At 66.0% G+C, this 19,000-nt stretch carries 17 protein-coding genes; 13 read left to right on the top strand and 4 right to left on the bottom strand.

Annotated elements, in window-relative coordinates; all coding sequences use genetic code 11:
- Positions 1-12 precede the first annotated feature (12 nt).
- Positions 13-1,527, bottom strand: coding sequence for a MocR-like pyridoxine biosynthesis transcription factor PdxR (gene pdxR, locus AAHM38_RS22555; RefSeq protein WP_116576886.1), 1,515 nt, complete (start codon positions 1,525-1,527; stop codon positions 13-15).
- 153 nt (positions 1,528-1,680) lie between these two features.
- On the opposite strand from pdxR, the gene gabT reads away from it, so the two are divergent.
- The 5 genes from gabT (at position 1,681) to AAHM38_RS22580 (ending at position 7,441) form a co-directional block, all read left to right on the top strand.
- Positions 1,681-2,961: a 4-aminobutyrate--2-oxoglutarate transaminase gene (gene gabT / locus AAHM38_RS22560; protein ID WP_037028074.1), complete on the top strand. Its 1,281-nt coding sequence runs from the start codon at positions 1,681-1,683 to the stop codon at positions 2,959-2,961.
- A 4-nt stretch (positions 2,962-2,965) separates the two neighbouring features.
- Positions 2,966-4,468: an NAD-dependent succinate-semialdehyde dehydrogenase gene (locus AAHM38_RS22565; protein WP_116576879.1), complete on the top strand. Its 1,503-nt coding sequence runs from the start codon at positions 2,966-2,968 to the stop codon at positions 4,466-4,468.
- Between the two features lie 278 nt (positions 4,469-4,746).
- Complete coding sequence (gene metX, locus AAHM38_RS22570; protein WP_116576878.1) at positions 4,747-5,961, top strand: homoserine O-succinyltransferase MetX; 1,215 nt, start codon at positions 4,747-4,749, stop codon at positions 5,959-5,961.
- Complete coding sequence (metW, locus tag AAHM38_RS22575) at positions 5,958-6,593, top strand: methionine biosynthesis protein MetW (protein WP_065860100.1); 636 nt, start codon at positions 5,958-5,960, stop codon at positions 6,591-6,593. Before metX ends, metW begins: the two co-directional genes overlap by 4 nt.
- A 134-nt stretch (positions 6,594-6,727) precedes the next feature.
- A complete protein-coding gene (locus tag AAHM38_RS22580) occupies positions 6,728-7,441 on the top strand; it encodes a tetratricopeptide repeat protein (RefSeq protein WP_371316236.1) in 714 nt (237 codons plus the stop codon).
- Positions 7,442-7,516: 75 nt separating this feature from the next.
- Here AAHM38_RS22580 and AAHM38_RS22585 read toward each other — a convergent pair whose 3' ends face one another.
- Entirely contained in the window at positions 7,517-7,711 is a 195-nt protein-coding gene (locus AAHM38_RS22585; protein ID WP_004628224.1) for a YbdD/YjiX family protein, read from the bottom strand.
- Between the two features lie 8 nt (positions 7,712-7,719).
- Positions 7,720-9,774 (bottom strand): carbon starvation CstA family protein, encoded by a 2,055-nt coding sequence (locus AAHM38_RS22590; protein ID WP_116576877.1) that lies wholly within the window; start codon positions 9,772-9,774, stop codon positions 7,720-7,722.
- Between the two features lie 227 nt (positions 9,775-10,001).
- Here AAHM38_RS22590 and AAHM38_RS22595 point away from each other — a divergent pair, with 227 nt between their 5' ends.
- Positions 10,002-11,441, top strand: a complete 1,440-nt coding sequence (locus AAHM38_RS22595; protein WP_116576885.1) for a cache domain-containing protein — start codon at positions 10,002-10,004, stop codon at positions 11,439-11,441.
- Positions 11,438-12,082 carry a response regulator gene (locus AAHM38_RS22600; protein WP_116576876.1) on the top strand — a complete coding sequence of 215 codons (645 nt, stop codon included), beginning with the start codon at positions 11,438-11,440 and terminating at the stop codon, positions 12,080-12,082. The genes AAHM38_RS22595 and AAHM38_RS22600 overlap by 4 nt, the downstream gene beginning before the upstream one ends.
- Here AAHM38_RS22600 and denD read toward each other — a convergent pair.
- Positions 12,079-13,062 (bottom strand): D-erythronate dehydrogenase, encoded by a 984-nt coding sequence (gene denD, locus AAHM38_RS22605; RefSeq protein ID WP_116576875.1) that lies wholly within the window; start codon positions 13,060-13,062, stop codon positions 12,079-12,081. The two genes, AAHM38_RS22600 and denD, sit on opposite strands and share 4 nt — an antisense overlap.
- Positions 13,063-13,195: 133 nt before the next feature.
- Here denD and AAHM38_RS22610 point away from each other — a divergent pair, with 133 nt between their 5' ends.
- From AAHM38_RS22610 to otnI, 6 genes are read left to right on the top strand one after another with little or no spacing between them, the layout of a single operon-like run.
- Positions 13,196-13,912 (top strand): FadR/GntR family transcriptional regulator, encoded by a 717-nt coding sequence (locus tag AAHM38_RS22610; protein WP_116576874.1) that lies wholly within the window; start codon positions 13,196-13,198, stop codon positions 13,910-13,912.
- Positions 13,913-13,927: 15 nt separating this feature from the next.
- Positions 13,928-14,839, top strand: coding sequence for an L-threonate dehydrogenase (gene ltnD, locus AAHM38_RS22615; RefSeq protein WP_116576873.1), 912 nt, complete (start codon positions 13,928-13,930; stop codon positions 14,837-14,839).
- Positions 14,836-16,149 carry a 3-oxo-tetronate kinase gene (otnK, locus tag AAHM38_RS22620; protein ID WP_116576872.1) on the top strand — a complete coding sequence of 438 codons (1,314 nt, stop codon included), beginning with the start codon at positions 14,836-14,838 and terminating at the stop codon, positions 16,147-16,149. The genes ltnD and otnK overlap by 4 nt, the downstream gene beginning before the upstream one ends.
- Entirely contained in the window at positions 16,146-16,790 is a 645-nt protein-coding gene (otnC, locus tag AAHM38_RS22625) for a 3-oxo-tetronate 4-phosphate decarboxylase (RefSeq protein ID WP_116576871.1), read from the top strand. The genes otnK and otnC overlap by 4 nt, the downstream gene beginning before the upstream one ends.
- A gap of 42 nt (positions 16,791-16,832) precedes the next feature.
- Positions 16,833-18,158 (top strand): MFS transporter, encoded by a 1,326-nt coding sequence (locus AAHM38_RS22630; protein WP_116576870.1) that lies wholly within the window; start codon positions 16,833-16,835, stop codon positions 18,156-18,158.
- 23 nt (positions 18,159-18,181) lie between these two features.
- Positions 18,182-18,970 (top strand): 2-oxo-tetronate isomerase, encoded by a 789-nt coding sequence (gene otnI, locus AAHM38_RS22635; protein WP_116576869.1) that lies wholly within the window; start codon positions 18,182-18,184, stop codon positions 18,968-18,970.
- Positions 18,971-19,000 lie beyond the last annotated feature (30 nt).

The following is a 19,000-nucleotide window of genomic DNA, read 5'->3' on the forward strand; positions in this document are numbered from 1 at the left end:
GTGCCGCGTGGGTCAGCCGATGCTGCGTACCGCCTCCGCCAACGTATGAAAGCGCGCCGCAATCTGTTCCGTCTCCACATGGCCATAGCCAAGCAGCAGCCCAGGCAGGCGACGCGCATCGTCCTGGTAATACCGTGAGAGCGGGCGCGTGACGACGTCATTGGCGAGCGCCAGATCGGCAACGGCCACATCGTTGGTGCCGGCCGGCAAGCCCAGGACGAGATGCAGGCCCGACGCGCCGTCATGCACAGGCAGCGCGTCGCCAAACTCGCGGTTGATGGACGCCAGCAGCGTTTCGCGCCGCTCGGCATACACGCCGCGCATGCGCCGGATGTGCGAGACGAAATGGCCTTCCGCAATGAAGTCCGCCAGCACGGCCTGCGTGAGAATCTGGCCGCCGCGGAACATCTCCGACAGCCCCGTCGCAAACGCATCGGCCAGCGCCGGCGGCACGACCAGATAGCCGATCCGCAAGCTGGGAAACAGCACTTTCGAGAACGTGCCCATGTAAAGCACGCGGCCGCCTTCATCCAGTCCTTGCAACGAAGGCAGCGGGCGGCTGCCGTAGCGGAATTCGCTGTCGTAATCGTCTTCGACGATCCACGCATCGGTGGCGTGTGCGGTGGCCAGCAGCGCGCGGCGTCGCGCCAGGCTCATCACCGAACCGAGCGGATATTGGTGCGAGGGCGAGACCACCATGAGCCTCGGCGGCTTGCTGCGCTGGCGACCGCGCGTGGGGATGTCGAAGCGCATGCCTTCGTCGTCCACCGGCAGGGGCACGGTGCGCACGCCCGCAGCGGTGAGGACGCTGCGTACGCCCCAGTACCCGGGGTCTTCAATCCATGCGCTGTCGCCTGCGTCGCACAGCAACTGCGCGATGAGCTGGAGTGACGGATGGATGCCGGCAGTGATGATGATCTGCTCGGGCTCGCAGCGCACGCCGCGTGCGGTGCGCAGGTAATCGGCCAGCGCGGTGCGCAACGGCAGGTAGCCCGCGCCTACGGGATACGTCAGCAACGCGGGCGACGGCTTGCGCAGCAGCCGGTTGTGCAAGCGCGACCAGATGCGGGCCGGAAACATGCGCACTTCGGGCACGCCCGGCATGAAGGCGCCCCATTGGCGCGAGCTGGCACCTGCATCGCGCACCAGCGCACGGCCGCGCGTGGAAAGCATCGGCGCAGACGGCGTGGCTGCCTCGGCGATCGGCGCGGCCGCTGCTGTGGCGACGGCTGCAGCCGGTGCAGGCGCCGCGTCCAACCGGTCCGGCGCGGTATCGGCGACGAAGGTGCCGCTGCCAACGCCCGCCGAGACATAGCCTTCCACACCGAGTTGTTCATAAACGTGGATGACCGTGTTGCGTGCGATACCCAGTTCGGTCGCCAGCTGCCGCGATGACGGCAGGCGGGTGCCCGGCTGCAGTTCGTCGCGCAGGATGCCTTCCTGCAACACGCGGTAGAGGCGGCGATGGTCGGGCTCGCCGCCGGGCTCGGCACGGTCAAAACGGCGCTGCAGGTAGTCGACCAGCATGCTGGCGCGGTGCGTGGGTGAATGGTCGGCCATGGTGCGCGATGGAGCCAAAGTGGTTCCAAAAGAAAATCTTGATTGGGTCTTATTGTACAGAGCCAATGAGGCCACACTGGCCCGCATCGCCTCTTTGTTGACCCAACGCACACGACCGCCATGAACGCCCGAGACCCGCAACAGAATGCCCAATGGAATGCCCGCCGCCTGGCCGCTACGCCGCGCGGCGTCGGCGTGATGACCGACCGCTACGCCGAGCGCGCCGAGAACGCCGTGTTCTGGGACGTCGAAGGCCGCCGCTACATCGACTTCGCGGCCGGCATTGCCGTGGTCAATACGGGCCATCGCCACCCGCGTCTGGTGCAGGCCGTGCGCGAGCAGTTGGATCACTTCACGCACACCGCTTTCCAGATCGTGCCGTACGGTTCGTACGTCGAGTTGGCCGAGCGCCTGAACACGCTCACGCCCGGCACGCACGCCAAGAAGACCGCGTTCTTCACCACCGGCGCCGAGGCTGTCGAAAACGCCATCAAGATCGCACGGGCGCACACGGGCCGCCCGGGTGTGATCGCACTCACGGGCGCGTTCCACGGCCGTACGTTCATGGGCATGTCGCTGACGGGCAAGGTGGTGCCGTACAAGACGGGCTTCGGGCCGTTCCCGGGCAGCATCTACCACGTGCCGGCCCCGGTCGCGCTGCATGGCGTGAGCACGCAGGATGCGCTGGATGCCATCCAGCGTCTGTTCAAGGCGGATATCGATCCGCGCCAGGTGGCGGCCGTCATCTTCGAGCCGGTGCAGGGCGAGGGCGGCTTCTACCAGATGCCCGCCGATTTCGTGCGCGCCATCCGCGCGCTGTGCGACGAGCACGGCATCGTGATGATCGCCGACGAAGTGCAAACCGGCTTTGCCCGCACCGGCAAGCTTTTTGCCATGGAGCACACCGGCGTGCTGCCCGACATCACGACGATGGCCAAGGGCCTGGCCGGCGGCCTGCCGCTGTCCGCCGTCACAGGCCGCGCAGAGATCATGGACGCCCCTGCTCCGGGCGGTCTTGGCGGCACCTACGCCGGCAACCCGCTGGCGGTGGCGTCCGCGCATGCGGTGCTCGACATCATTGCCGACGAGAAGCTCTGCGAGCGCTCTGCCGCACTCGGCGGACGTCTGGTCGATGCGCTGAACGCTGCCAAGGCCAAGCAGCCGCGCATTGCAGAAGTGCGCGGCGTGGGCGCGATGGTTGCTGTCGAATTCAACACGCCGGACGGCAAGCCCGACGCCGATTTCACCAAGCTCGTGCAGCAACGGGCGCTCGAAGCCGGCCTGCTCCTGCTGTCCTGCGGCGTGTACGGCAACGTGATCCGCTTCTTGTTCCCGCTCACGATTGAAGAGGCGGTGTTCGAAGAGGGCCTTGCCATCCTGCAACGCGCACTGGAGGGCTGACACCATGACCCACACCGACTTGCCGAGCGCACCGGTTACGCCGCCGATCGCGCTGAAAGACCCTGGCCTGTGGCGCACGCAAGCGTTCGTCGCCGGCACCTGGGCCGATGCCGATGACGGCGCCACACGTGACGTGACCGACCCGGCCACCGGCCGCACCATCGGCACTGTGCCCGGCATGGGCGCCGCCGAAACGCGCCGCGCCATCGAAGCCGCACAGGTTGCGCAACGTGCCTGGCGCAAGGTGAGCGCACGTGATCGCGCCAAGATTCTGCGCAAGGTGGCCGATCTGATGATGGAGCACCAGCAGGACCTTGCGGCCATCCTCACGGCCGAGCAAGGCAAGCCGCTGCCGGAAGCCGCCGGTGAAATCGCCTACGCCGCCTCGTTCATCGAATGGTTTGCGGAAGAAGCGCGCCGCATTTACGGCGACACGATTCCGTCACCGCAGGGCGATCGCCGCATCGTCGTGCAGAAGGAGCCGATCGGCGTGAGCGCGGCCATCACGCCGTGGAATTTCCCCATCGCGATGATGACGCGCAAGGTCGGCCCGGCGCTGGCGGCGGGCTGCTCGATGGTGGTCAAGCCGGCGCTGGAAACGCCCTACTCGGCGCTCGCATTTGCCGAGTTGGCGGCGCGCGCCGGCGTGCCGGCGGGCTTGCTGTCCATCGTCACGGGCGATTCGCAAGCGATTGGTGGCGAACTGACCTCCAACCCTGTCGTGCGCAAGCTCAGCTTCACGGGCTCGACGGCCGTGGGTCGTTTGCTGATGCGCCAGTGCGCCGACGACATCAAGAAGCTCTCGCTCGAACTGGGCGGCAATGCGCCGTTCATCGTGTTCGACGATGCCGACGTCGATGCAGCGGTGGAAGGCGCGATGATCGCCAAGTACCGTAACGCGGGTCAGACCTGTGTCTGTGCGAACCGCTTCTATGTGCAGCGCGGCATCTACGACACGTTTGCCGCCAAGCTGGCCGACGCCGTGCGTGCGCTGCGCGTGGGCAACGGTACGGAGCCCGGCGTGCAGCAGGGGCCGCTGATCCACATGCGCGCGATGGACAAGGTGCAACAGCATCTGGACGACGCCGTACGCCAAGGCGCCCGCGTGCTGGTGGGCGGCAAGCCGCATGCGTTGTCTGCACAGGGCGGCGCGTTCTTCGAGCCGACCGTCGTCGTCGACGCAAAGGCCGACATGCTGGTCGCGCATGAAGAAACGTTCGGCCCGCTGGCTGCGCTCATTCCCTTCGACACGGAAGACGAAGCCGTGGCCGCTGCCAACGACACCGAGTTCGGTCTCGCCGCGTATTTCTACACGCGCGATCTGGGCCGCGCGTGGCGCGTTTCGGATGCGCTCGAGTCGGGCATGGTTGGCGTCAATACGGGGCTGATCTCGACGGCCGAAGCGCCGTTTGGCGGCGTCAAGCAATCGGGGCTGGGCCGTGAAGGGTCGAAATACGGCATCGACGAGTACCTGGAGATCAAGTACATCAACATGGCCGGCCTCTGACCGGCGTATGGGCGAGGATCGGGCGCATCACGCTGCGATGATGCGTCCGCCGCCGCTTGCTCTATAATCACGCTTCTCTGGCGCGCCGATTTGACGACTGGCTTGCGGGCGCGCGGGAGTTCAGACATCCACGGATGTGGCGCTGGGCTCTCATTACAAATGCGGCTAAATAGGTTCGGTCAGAGCGGGGTGGTGAAAGTAAGCGCCCTCCGTGCGCCACATGAGAACCCGATTGGTTGCGTGAACAGCGTTGCCGGTCGGGTTTTTTCTTTGGTGCCATGACAGACATCCAGGCTGACCCCGCGGTCACCGCACCCGATGCGGCGCAGGCCGATACCTCTTCTCCGACGGCACATCAGGGCAAACCGGCCAACGCCATCGGTCTGGTCGTGCCCGAGCGCATGCACTTTGCCGAGCCGCTGCAACTGCGCAACGGCTCGCAGATCAGCGGCTACGACCTGATGGTCGAGACCTACGGCACGCTCAATGCCGACCGTTCCAACGCCGTGCTCATCTGCCACGCGCTCAACGCTTCGCACCACGTGGCGGGCGTGCATGCCGAGGGCGAAGTCGGCTGGTGGGACAACATGGTCGGACCGGGCAAGCCGGTCGACACCAACCGCTTCTTCGTCATCGGGGTGAACAACCTGGGCTCGTGTTTCGGTTCGACCGGCCCCATGAGCCCGCATCCGGAAACGGGCCTGCCCTACGGCGCACGCTTTCCCGTGGTGACGGTGGAAGACTGGGTGAACGCGCAGGCCCGCGTGGCGGATCGTTTCGGCATCCAGCAGTTTGCGGCGGTGATGGGCGGCAGCCTCGGCGGCATGCAGGCGCTGGCCTGGAGCCTGATGTATCCGGACCGGCTGCGGCATTGCGTGGTGGTGGCGTCCACGCCCAAGCTGTCGGCGCAGAACATCGCCTTCAACGAGGTGGCACGCAGCGCGATCCTGTCCGACCCCGATTTCCACGGCGGCGATTACTACGCGCACAACGTCAAGCCGAAGCGCGGCCTGCGCGTGGCCCGGATGATCGGCCACATCACATATCTGTCGGATGAGGACATGGCGGCGAAATTCGGCCGCGAGCTGAAGGCGGATGACATCCGTTTCTCGTTCGACGTGGAGTTCCAGGTCGAGAGCTACCTGCGCTACCAGGGCGACAAGTTTGCCGAATATTTCGATGCGAACACGTATCTGCTCATCACGCGCGCGCTGGATTACTTCGACCCCGCGCTGGCTTACGGCGGCAATCTGACCAAGGCCGTCGCGCATACCAAGGCGAGCTATCTCGTCGTCAGCTTCATGACCGACTGGCGATTCGCCCCTTCGCGCAGCCGCGAGCTGGTCAAGGCGCTGCTCGACAACAAGCACCGTGTCACTTACGGCGAGATCGACGCGCCTCACGGCCACGACGCCTTCCTTCTGGAGGACGCCCGCTACCACGCGCTGGTCCGCGCCTACTACGAACGCATCGCCGAGGAGATTGGCGCATGACAACGCAAACGCTGAACCCTGCGGCACCCTCCGTCGTGCCGAACATCCTGGCGGACCGGGCCGACTTCCGCGCCATCGCCCGCTGGATCGAGCCGCGCTCCACCGTGCTCGACCTCGGTTGCGCAGACGGCAGCCTGCTGAGCGTGCTGCAGGATGAGCTGGATGTGCTGGCTTACGGCATCGAGATCGACGATGCGGGCGTGCTGGCCTCCACCCAAAAAGGCGTGCACGTGATCCAGCAGAACCTTGAGGGTGGGCTCGCGCTGTTCGAAGACAAGAGCTTCGACACGGTGATCCTGTCGCAGACACTGCAGACCATCCACAACACCGCGCAGGTGCTGCGCGAGATGCTGCGCGTGGGCCGCGAGTGCATCGTGTCTTTCCCGAACTTTGGTTACTGGCCGCATCGGCTGTCGATCTTCCGCGGGCGCATGCCTGTGTCGGAATCGCTGCCATACGAGTGGTACGACACGCCCAACGTGCGCGTGCTGACCATCCGCGACTTTGAAGCGCTGGCGCCCAAGGTTGGACTGGTGATTCTCGACCGTGTGGTGCTGCACGAAGGCAACGTGGTGCGTTGGGGCGCCAACTGGCGCGGCAGCGTGGCGGTGTACCGGGTGCGCGCCGGCTGATTGCTTCGGCATCGATCGGCTTGACGTGTGCTGCTTTGTGCCCGCCCGCGCGCAGCGCAGTAGCGCGCTACACTGGTTCATCTTCCGGTGAGGAGCGTGCGATGAGCAGACAGACCAGGCGCAGAAGTCCGCGCATGCTGCAGGCGGCGTTGGTGGTTGCGATAGGGATGGCGGCGCCTTTTGCATGGGCTGCCACGTCGCCGAAAGATGTGCGGGGCGACGCCGATGCCCTCACCCAGATCGCCATCGCCCACTACGAGAAGAACGATTTCGGCCACGCCTTCGACGAATTTGCCGAGGCGGCGCAGCGCGGCAACCGGCTCGCGCAATTCAACTACGCAATGATGCTGATGCGCGGCGAAGGCACCGTCGCGCGGCCTGATGAAGCGGTCAAGTGGCTGCGCCGCGCCGCCGACAACCGGATGACCCACGCGCAGTTTGCCTACGGCGAATTGTTCGAACGCGGCGAGCTGGTACCGCGCTCCCTGGAAGAAGCCAACAAGTGGTACGAGCGTGCCGCCGCCGGCGGGCATGTCGAGGCGCAGCGCGCGCTGGCCACCGATTACTTCACCGGGCGCGGTGTGCCACGCGACTACGGGCGCGCATTCACCTGGTACAAGAAGGCGGCCGAGGGGGGCGATGCGCCATCGCAGTACATCGTCGGCAGCTACTACGAGCGCGGCGAGCCCGGCGTCGTGCCGCAGGATATCGAGCAGGCCAAGAAGTGGTACGGCAGGGCGGCCGCCCAAGGCGATGTGGGGGCGCTCGGCAAGCTGCGTGAACTGGTGGAGAAAACCTACCGGGCCAAGCACGGCGATCCGCCCACGGCGGCACGTCAGTCCCTGTAGCGCATGTCAGTAAAAACCGCCGGGCATGGCTGCATGCACCGGCGGTTTTTGCTTTGGAGCCCGATCAGCCGTTCGTCAACAGCAGCGGCCGACGCGCCCCGCGTAGCGCGCGTCCTGGCGTTCGCGGAAGAAGTCTTCGTACGTCATGACGGCCTGGCCGGGGTGCGTCTCCTGCATGTGGCGCACGTAGGTGTCGTAGTCCGGCACGCCCACCATCAGGCGCAGCGTCTGGCCCAGGTAGCGGCCGAAGTTTTCGAGTTCTTCGCGCATGCCCGTGCTCATGCGCCCAGCGCTTCGTAGGGCGTTTCGTTGGCGGTCGGGCGGCTCGCGGCGCGCGCCTTGAGCACCGTGCGCACGCCATACCAGGCGATGCTGACCACCACGAGAATGAACAGGCCGCACAGGAACGCGTCGATGCGGTCGTTCAGCACCACCTGCTGCATCTGCGCCATCGACTTGGCCGGGGCCAGAAGCTTGCCTTCGGCGATCGCGCCGGCGTACTTGTTGGCATGCGCCAGGAAGCCGATCTTCGGGTCCGGATCGAACAGCTTCTGCCAGCCGGCGGTGAGCGTGCAGATCAGCAGCCAGGCGGTCGGCAGCAGCGTCACCCACACGTAGCGGTCGCGTTTCATCTTGACCAGCACGCAGGTGCCCAGTGTCAGCGCAATCGCGGCGAGCATCTGGTTGGAGATGCCAAACAGCGGCCACAGCGTATTGATGCCGCCCAGCGGGTCGACCACGCCCTGGTACAGGAAGTATCCCCACAGCGCGACGGTCGCGGCCGTGGCAATGAGGTTGGCGACGAGCGAATCCGTGCGCTTGAGTGCCGGCACAAACGTGCCCAGCAGATCCTGCAGCATGAAGCGCCCCGCGCGCGTACCCGCATCCACCGCCGTGAGGATGAACAGCGCCTCGAAGAGAATCGCAAAGTGGTACCAGAAGGCCATCATGGCCTGACCGCCCACCACCTGGTGCAGGATGTGCGCCATGCCCACAGCCAGCGTCGGGGCACCGCCTGCACGGGCGAGAATGGTGTTCTCGCCGACGTCCTTGGCGGTCTGGACGAGCACGTCAGGGGAGATGACGAAGCCCCAGGTGGACAGCGTGTGCGCCACCGTATCGGGCGTCGCGCCCACCAGTGCCGCCGGGCTGTTCATCGCAAAATACACGCCCGGGTCGATGACCGAAGCGGCCACCAGCGCCATGATGGCGACGAACGATTCCATCAGCATCGCGCCGTAGCCGATGAAGCGCGCCTGGCGTTCGTTCTCCAGCAACTTGGGCGTGGTGCCCGACGCGATGAGCGAGTGGAAGCCCGACACCGCGCCGCACGCAATGGTGATGAACAGGAACGGGAACATGTTGCCCGACCACACCGGGCCGCCGCCGCCCGCAAACTGCGTCAGCGAAGGCATCTGCATCTTGGGCGCGACGATCAGGATACCGATCGCCAGCGCGAGGATCGTGCCGATCTTCAGGAATGTCGAGAGGTAGTCGCGCGGCGCCAACAGCAGCCACACCGGCAACACCGAGGCGACAAAGCCGTAGCCGATCAGCATCCACGTGAGAGCTTTGCCGTCGAACGTGAACAGCGGCGCCAGTGCGGCGTTCTCGTGCACAGCCTGGCCGCCGATGATGGCGAGCATCAGCAGCACGAAGCCGATGATCGAGATTTCGCCGATGCGGCCCGGGCGGATATAGCGCACGTACACGCCCATGAACAGCGCGATGGGGATCGTGGCGGCCACCGTGAACGTGCCCCACGGCGAGCCGACCAGCGCCTTCACCACGATCAGCGCCAGCACGGCGAGGATGATGATCATGATGAGGAACGCACCAAACAGCGCGATCACGCCGGGCACCGTGCCCATCTCGCTCTTCACCAGGTCGCCCAGCGAGCGGCCGTCGCGGCGGCTGGAGATGAACAGCACGATGAAATCCTGCACCGCGCCGGCAAACACCACGCCGGCCAGAATCCAGAGCATGCCGGGCAGATAGCCCATCTGCGCGGCCAGCACGGGGCCGACCAGCGGGCCGGCGCCAGCAATGGCCGCAAAGTGGTGGCCGAACAGCACGTGCTTGTTGGTGGGAACGTAGTCGAGCCCGTCGTTGTAACGCCAGGCGGGCGTCTTGCGGGTGCCGTCCAGGCCGAGCACCTTGTCGGCAATGAAGCGGCTGTAGTAGCGATACGCGATCAGATAGATGCATACGGCGGCCACCACCACCCATAGCGCACTGACTGCCTCGCCGCGCGCAAGCGCAACGATAGCAAAGGCAGATGCGCCAAGAATGGCGACGACCAGCCAGATCAGGTGTTGCCTGACGAAGCTCATGTCGATCTCCTCGAACCTTGGTCGAAGCTATTTGCTGAACGCGGGATGTGGGTTCATCCCTGCGGTAAGTCTTGCCCCGTGACAGGGGCGTGTAGTATTTGCCAGCCCTACCCCGCGCCACAAGCGGAGGACTACGCAGCACAGGTCCGTAGTTCTACGCAGGGGCCCACACCCGACCGAGACCGCGGCGCCACCTTGCGATGCCGCAACGTACGCCGCGTTTTGCCATGAAGCTCCGCCAGAAGATCCTGCTGCTCGCCGTCGCGCCGCTGACCATCGCCATGCTGGCGATCATGCTGACCGTGCGGCACCAGTCGATTGCGCTGGCGCGGCACGAACGACAGTTGGTGGAATCGGCGTACCTGCAGGCCAAGGAGACCGAGCTGCGGTCTTACGTCAAGCTTGCGCAGAGTGCCATCGCGCCGTTGCTTGGGTCCGGCCAAAGTGGCGACCCGGCCCGGGATGAAGCCACGCGCGACGAAGCGATGCGCACGCTCGCCCGCCTCGACTTCGGCACCGATGGCTACTTTTTCCTCTACGACTTGCGCGGCCGCAACCTGATGCACCCGCGCCAGCCCGAACTTGTCGGACGCGACTTGTGGGACCTGACAGATGCCGGCGGACAGCCGACCATTCAGAAACTCGTTGCTGCCGCGCAGGCCGGCGGCGGCTTCGTACGCTACATGTGGGACAAGCCATCCACGCACCAGAGCGTGCCCAAGCTCGGTTACGTCGAACCGATCCCGCAGTGGGGCTGGATGGTCGGCACCGGCCTGTACCTGGACGACATCGAGCAGACCCTGCGTGAGATTGACCGGCGCGCGCAGACCAACATCGACCAGACACTGGCCTGGGTGGTTGGCATTGCCGCGGTCAGCATCCTGCTGGTGGCCGGCAGCGGTTTGGCGCTGAACGTGAGCGACCACCGCCAGGCCGATGCCAAGCTGCGCCAGCTCGCGCAGCAGGTGGTGAAGTCTCAGGAAGACGAACGTGCGCGTGTCTCGCGTGAGTTGCACGACGGCATCAGCCAGGTGCTGGTGTCCACCAAGCTGCTGCTGGAAACCGCGCATGGCCATCTCGAAGCGTCAGCGGCATCGCCGACGTCGATCGAACGGGCGGGCAGCATGCTGCGCCGGGCGCTCGACCGGTTGAACGGCGCGCTGGGCGAGGTGCGGCGCGTGTCGCACAACCTGCGCCCTGCGCTCCTGGATGACCTGGGCTTGGCGGCAGCGTTGGAACTCCTCGTGCGCGAAACACGCGAGGCCCACGAAGACAGCCAGCCGGGGTTTGCGATTGCGCTCGAACTTGTCGGCCCCCCGGTGCAATTGCCGGATGCGTGCAACACCGCACTGTTCCGCATCGCGCAGGAGGCCGTCTCCAACATCGAGCGCCATGCCACCGAAGCGACGCGCATCGGCGTGCTGCTTGAAAACGATCTCGATGCCGTGCGTTTGTCCGTTCGCGACAACGGCCCCGGTTTCGACGTGGAATCCGTACAGGTGGACCCGCAACACGGTATCGGCCTGCGCAATATGCGCGAACGCATGGCCGCGCTCGGCGGCAGCTGTACCATCGCCTCCGGCTCGCACGGTACGGAGGTGAGCGCCGTGCTGCCGCATGACGTCATCGCTCGACTGGCTTCCGCCCCCTCTTCTCCACTCGTATGAACATGCGATCACCCGCGCCCGTCAAACTGCTCCTCGTCGACGATCACCCGCTCGTGCGCGATGGCGTGCGCGTGCGGTTGGAAGCCGTGCCGCATTTCGAAGTGGTGGGTGAAGCCGGCGACGCCGAAGCCGCCCTGCAGGCCGCGCGTTCCTTGGCACCCGATCTGGCACTGATGGACATCGGCATGCGCGGCATGAACGGCATCGCGCTCACCGAGAAGTTCGCCGAGGAATTTCCCGAGATCGCCGTGCTGGTGCTGTCGATGCACGATAACCTGGAATACGTACGGCAGGTGATGCGCGCCGGCGCGCGCGGCTACGTGCTCAAGGACGCGCCCGCCAGCGAACTGGTCGAGGCCATCGACGCCGTGCTGGTCGGCCGCCCGTTCTACAGCGCGCAGCTGGCGATGCGCATGGCCGAGCAGGCCGTCATGCCCACGCCTGTGGAGGCGCTCACGCCGCGCGAGCGCGACATCCTCGACGGCATCGCCAAGGGCTATGCCAACAAGCGCATCGCCGACGAGCTGGGCTTGTCCGTGCGTACGGTGGAATCGCACCGCCTGAACCTCAAGCGCAAACTCGGCATCGAGGGGCAGGCAGAACTGGTGAAGTTTGCGGTGGAGCTGGGAAAGGGCCGTTAGGCGCCCTTCGCGCTGTCCACGTAATCGCGCACCATCGCCTCGAACGAGGTGTCGCGGCCAAAGCCCAGCGCATCGGCGCGCGCGGTATCGAAGCGCGCCGGCCAGCTTTGCACGATGGCCTTGATGCGCGCGTCCGGTTCCCAACGGATACGCGAGACCGGCGCATCGCCCGCCACCTTGCGCAACGCTTCCACCATCTCGCCCACGCGCACCGTAATGCCCGGCAGATTCAGTGACCGGCGATTGCCCCACGCCGACGCAGGCAGCGTGTACGCGTGCAGCAGCGAGGCCACGACCTGGCGCGGGGAGGCGAGCCACAGCTCAGTCTCGGCTTCCACGGGGCAGATGGCTTGCTCGCCTGACAGCGGCTCGCGGATGATGCCGCTGGCAAAGCTCGAGGCCGCGCCGTTCGGTTTGCCCGGGCGCACCGACACCGTGGGGATGCGCACCGCGCGCCCGTCGATGTAGCCCTTGCGCGAATACTCGCCGACCAGGAATTCGCCCATCAGCTTCTGCACGCCGTACGAGGCCTGCGGCGTGGCCGCCGTGTCGTCGGTGACAACGGCGGGCAACTGGCCGCCAAACACTGCCACGGAGCTGGCGAACAGCACGCGCGGCGCACGGCCGGTCTTGGCGTGCTGTGCGCGCAGCGCATCGAGCAATGCGCGCGTGCCGTCCAGGTTCACGCGCATGCCGAGGTCGAAGTCGGCCTCGGCGGTGCCGCTCACCACGGCGGCCAGGTGGAACACGCCGCCCACATTTTCGTCGATCACCTGCGCGATGAGGGCGGGGTCGGAGGCATCGCCGGTCACGTAGCGCACGCGCGCATCGGCAATCTGACCGGCCACCTGGTCCAGCACGATGAAGGTCTCAACGGGCTGCACCGAGCCGTCCGCAGCCGGCAGGCCCGGTTGCTGAAGCAGTGCCGCCAGCACGCGCTGGCCCAGGAAACCGGCGCCGCCGGTGATGACGATATTCATGGTGTCTCCTTCTTGCCTGACGTAAGCCGCCGGGCGTTTTGATCGATGCCTAGGGTAAACAGGGATGAAGCGCTACGACTCAACTTGTATGATGACACGACGAATTTACGCTTGCCAAGACATCCCTGCCACCATGTTTGAACGACTCGACGCCGCGCCCTCCCTGTCCGACCGCGTGGCCCAGACCCTGATGGACAAGATCGACGCGGGCGAACTGCGCCGCGGCGAACGCATGCCGTCCGAAACCGTGCTCGGGCAGGAATTCGGTGTGAGCCGAACCGTGATCCGCGAGGCCATCTCGCGTCTGCGCCACGAAGGCGTGGTCGAAGCGCGCCAGGGCAGCGGTGTGTACGTCACACAGCAGGCCGGCCTCAAGCCGCTGCGGATCGACGCGGCGCAAGCCGGCTCGATCGATGCCGTGCTGCACATCATCGAACTGCGCCGCGCGCTGGAGGCTGAAGGCGCCGCCCTCGCGGCCCAGCGCCGCACCGACGCCGAGATGACCGAGATCGACGCCGCACTCGACAGCATCGACGCTGCGGTGGCGGCCGGCGGTGACGGCGTGACCGAAGACCTGCGTTTTCACCGCGCCATCGCGGCCGCCAGCGGCAATCCGTTCCTCGTGCAGGCACTCGGCTTTTTCAGCCAATACCTGGAGGAAGCGATCGGCGTGACGCGCAGCAACGAAGCGCGCCGGGAAGATTTCGCCCGCCAGGTCCGCGACGAGCACCGCGCGATGGTCGAAGCGATTCGCCACCGCGACGCACTCGCTGCACGCAATGCCGCGCAGACCCACATGTTCAATGCCGCACGTCGCTTGGCCGAGGGCCGCGATGCAGCGCAAGACTGATTTCAGGAGCCATTCATGACGCAATCGGCGGCTGACCGGAAGGTTGGCGTGATCGGACTCGGCGCCATGGGTCTGGGCATTGCCAAGACCCTGCGTAATCACGGCTACACGGTGTATGCCTGCGATGCGCGCCCGGGCGCCGCTGCAGATTTCGCCAAGGAAGGCGGCGTGGCCTGTGCAACGCCTGCCGAGGTGGCAGCGGGTGTGGACGTGGTGGTCTCGGTGGTGGTCAACGCTGCGCAGACGGAAGCCGTGTTGTTCGGCGAGGCAGGCGCAGCGGGCGCCATGCGACGGGGCAGCACGTTCGTCATGTGTTCAACGGTGGACCCGAACTGGTCGATAGCGCTGGAGGCGCGTCTCGCGCAGCAGGGCATTCTGTACGTGGATGGCCCCATCTCCGGTGGCGCTGCCAAGGCCGCCGCCGGCCAGATGACCATGATGACCTCGGCTACGCCCGAGGCGTATGCGGCGGCGGGCGACGTGCTCGACGCCATGGCCGGTAAGGTCTATCGCCTGGGCGACAAGGCGGGCGCGGGCAGCAAGGTCAAGATCATCAACCAGCTGCTGGCCGGCGTGCACATCGCCGCGGCCGCCGAAGCCATGGCCCTGGGCCTGCGCGAAGGCGTGGCAGCGGATGCGCTGTACGAAGTCATCACCCATAGCGCCGGCAACAGCTGGATGTTCGAAAACCGCATGGCCCACGTGCTGGCCGGCGACTACACGCCGCTGTCCGCCGTCGACATCTTCGTCAAGGATCTGGGGCTCGTGCTCGATACCGCGCGCGCGAGCAAATTCCCGCTGCCACTGGCGGCCACCGCGCACCAGATGTTCATGCAGGCGTCCACCGCCGGCTACGCCCGTGAAGACGACTCCGCCGTGATCAAGATCTTCCCGGGGATCTCGTTGCCGGAGGGCCAACCGAAATGAGCGCAGCGCCCACGTCCCGCCCGGTCCTCGGTTGCATCGCCGATGACTTCACCGGTGCGACCGACCTTGCCAACATGCTCGTGCGCGCCGACATGCGCACGGTGCAGACCATCGGTGTGCCGCAGGCCGGCGCCGGGGCCATCGCGGCGGATGCCGACGCCATCGTCGTTGCGCTCAAGTCGCGCACGATTGCCGCGGCCGATGCCGTCGCGCAGTCGTTGGCTGCACTGCACTGGCTGCGCGCGCAAGGCTGTTCGCGCTTCTTCTTCAAGTACTGCTCGACCTTCGATTCCACCGACGCCGGCAACATCGGGCCTGTGGCCGAGGCGTTGATGGCCGAACTGGGTACGGATTTCACATTGGCCTGCCCCGCCTTTCCCGAGAACGGCCGCACGATCTTCCGTGGCCATCTGTTCGTGGGCGACGTGCTGCTCAACGCGTCGGGCATGGAACACCATCCGTTGACGCCGATGCGCGATCCGAACCTCGTGCCGGTGCTGGCTCGCCAGAGTGCGGGCAAAGTCGGCCTGCTGCGTTACGACACCATCATGCGCGGCGCACAGGCCGCTCGCGATCAGGCCCAGCAACTGCGCGCCGACGGCGTGAAGCTGGCAATTGCAGATGCCATTTCGAACGACGACCTCATCGTGCTGGGCGAGGCGTTTGCCGATCTGCCGTTGCTGACGGGCGGCTCGGGCCTGGCGCTGGGCTTGCCGGCGCAATATCGCCGCGCGGGGCTGATCACCGCGCATGGCAATACGGCGCAGCTGCCGACCGTGGCCGATTCGGCGATCGTGCTGTCGGGCAGCTGTTCACGTGCGACGAACGCGCAGGTGGCGCACTGGCGAGCATCGCGTCCGGCGTTCCAGGTGGATCCGCTGGCGCTGGCCGAAGGCAAGCCGGTGGTGGTCGAGGCGCTCGATTTCGTGCACCGCCATGCAGGTCAGACGGTGCTGGTATACGCCACCAGTGCGCCGGAGCAAGTGGCACGCGTGCAGCAGACGCTAGGCGTGGAACGCGCCGGCAAGTTGGTGGAAGACGCACTGGGCCGCATCGCCCGCACGCTGCATGCCGATGGCGTGCGCCGCTTCGTGGTGGCCGGCGGCGAGACATCGGGCGCGGTGGTGCAGGCGCTCGATGTGCGTGCGCTGCGCATCGGCCCGCAGATCGACCCAGGCGTGCCCTGGACGGCCACCATCGGCAACGATCCGACTGCGCTGGCATTGAAGTCCGGCAACTTCGGGACGGTGGATTTCTTCGAGAAGGCGCTTGCGCAACTGGCGCAGGCCACAGCGGAGGCAGCGGTATGAGTGCGTCTACCGAAACGGCGCTACGTGAGGAGATCACCCGCGTCGGACAGAGTCTGTATGCCCGCGGTTACACCGTCGGCACGGCAGGCAACATCAGCGCGCGGCTGCCTGACGGCTGGCTCATCACGCCCACCGATGCCTGCCTCGGCACGCTGGACCCGGCACGTATCGCCAAGGTGCTCGCGACGGGCGAGTGGGTCGGAGGCGACAAGCCGTCGAAGACCCTCGCCCTGCATCGCGGCATCTACGACCGCAATGCGGAGGCGCATGCCGTGGTGCACACGCATTCGACGCATCTCGTGGCACTCACGCTGGCCGGCGTCTGGCATGAAGCCGACGTGCTGCCGCCCATCACGCCGTACTACGTGATGAAGGTCGGCCACGTGCCGCTTGTCCGCTATCAGCGGCCGGGGCATCCGGATGTCGCCGCGCAGATTGCCGAGTTGGCGTGCGATGTGCGCGCCGTGCTGCTCGACCGGCTGGGGCCTGTGGTGTGGCACGGCTCCGTGTCCAACGCGGCGTACGCACTGGAAGAACTGGAAGAAACCGCACGGCTTTGGTTGATGACCGAACCCAAGCCGGCGCCGCTGTCCGCTGCGCAGATCGACGAACTGCGCCAGACGTTCGGGGCCCATTGGTAGCGCCCGCTGCACGGCCCACATAAAACCTAGACCGGAGACCACATGAACACCTCGACCGCCACCACGGCGGCGTTGCCTTCGCACGCCGTTTCAAAAGAGGACAGTGTCTACGCGCGCGTGTCGCGCCGCATCGTCCCGCTCATCATGCTCTGCTACGTGGTCGCGTACCTCGACCGCGTGAACGTCGGGTTTGCGAAGCTGCAGATGTCGCAGGCGCTGAATTTTTCCGAGACGGTGTACGGGCTCGGTGCCGGCATCTTCTTCATCGGCTATTTCCTCTTCGAGGTGCCGAGCAATCTGCTGATGAACAAGATCGGCGCGCGCATCTGGATCGCGCGGATCATGATCACCTGGGGTTTGATCTCGGGCGCGTTCGCATTCGTGCAGACGCCCACGCAGTTTTATGTGATGCGCTTTCTCCTGGGCCTGGCAGAAGCCGGCTTCTACCCCGGCATCATCCTGTACCTGACGTACTGGTATCCGTCGCACCGCCGCGCGCGCATCGTGGCGATGTTCATGGCGGCCATTCCCATCTCGGGCATCTTTGGCAACCCGCTGTCGGGTTGGATCATGAGTGCGTTCCACGGGACAGGCGCCGGCGGCGGCTGGCAGGGCTGGCAGTGGATGTTCGTGATCGAAGCCATCCCCGCCGTGCTGGTTGGTCTGCTGGTGCTCTGGAAGTTCGATGACAGCATCCGCAAGGCCAAGTGGCTGTCGGAAGACGAGAAGCAAGTCCTCGAAGCCAACATTGCCGCAGACAACAAAGGCAAGACGGAGCATCCCGGCATCGGCAAGGTCTTCTCCGACCCGCGCGTGTGGATGATGAGCCTGATCTACTTCGCCTTTGTCATGGGCCAATACGGCTTGACGTTCTGGATGCCGACGCTGGTGAAGAACGCCGGCGTGAAAGACACCCTGATGGTGGGCGTGCTGTCCGCCATTCCGTATGTCTGTGCGGCGATCACCATGGTGCTGATCGGCCGCAGCGCCGATGCACGCCGCGAGCGCCGCTGGCACCTGGTTGTGCCGGCGCTGATGGGCGCAGTCGGTTTTGCCGTGGTGGCAATGGCGGGTCACAACGTGGCCCTGTCGATCGTGTTCCTGTCTTTGGCCGCCGCGGGCGTGCTGACGTGCGCGCCGCTGTTCTGGTCCCTGCCGACGGCGTTCCTGCAAGGCACCGCTGCTGCGGCCGGCATTGCCGCCATCAACTCTGTCGGCAACTTGGCCGGCTTCGTGAGCCCCTATATGATCGGTGCGCTCAAGGACATGACGGGCAGCACATCCGCCGGCATGTACGCGCTGGCGGGCGTGCTGGTGCTCGGCTGCATTGCCGTGTTGCGCACGCCGCCGAAGCTGGTCAATAAATAAGCAATCGTATTCAGAGGTCTGTCATGCCGCGCTTTGCCGCCAACCTGTCCATGATGTACCAGGAGCACGCGTTCCTCGACCGCTTTGCCGCTGCGGCAAAGGATGGCTTCGAGGGCGTGGAGTTCCTTTTTCCCTACGACTTCGACAAGGCCGATATCCGCGCCCGTCTTGACGATACAGGTCTCACGCAGGCGCTGTTCAATGCGCCGCCGGGCGATTGGGCGGGCGGCGAGCGCGGCATCGCCTCGCTGCCCGGTCGCGAAGAGGAGTTCAAGCGCGGCATTGCGACAGCGCTCGAGTATGCGCAGGTGCTCGGCAACACGCGTCTGCACGTGATGGCTGGCCTGCTGCCCGCGGGTGCAGACCGCGCACGCCATCACGCCACCTACGTGAGCAACGTCGCCTACGCTGCGCACGAGGCCGCCGGCGCGGGCGTCACCATCGTGCTGGAACCCATCAACACGCGCGACATGCCGGGCTTCTTCCTCACGCACCAGGCGCAGGCGCATGCGGTGTGCAAGGAAGTCGGCGCGACGAACGTCAAGGTGCAGTTCGACCTGTACCACGCGCAGATCATGGAGGGCGATCTGTCGGTCAAACTCAAGCAGTACGTCGAGGGCGTGGGCCACGTGCAGATTGCCGGCGTGCCCGATCGCCACGAACCAGACGAAGGCGAACTGAACTATCCGCACCTCTTTGCATTGCTCGATGCGCTCGGCTACAACGGCTGGGTCGGCTGCGAATATCGGCCGCGTGCCGGCACCAGCGAAGGGCTCGGCTGGCTCAAGCGCTGGTGCGAAGGCCAACGCTGATCGGCTCGCCTTCAAACAAAGACCGCCGGA

This window comes from Ralstonia sp. OTU4908 (genome assembly GCF_038440115.1).
Lineage (GTDB): Bacteria > Pseudomonadota > Gammaproteobacteria > Burkholderiales > Burkholderiaceae > Ralstonia > Ralstonia pickettii.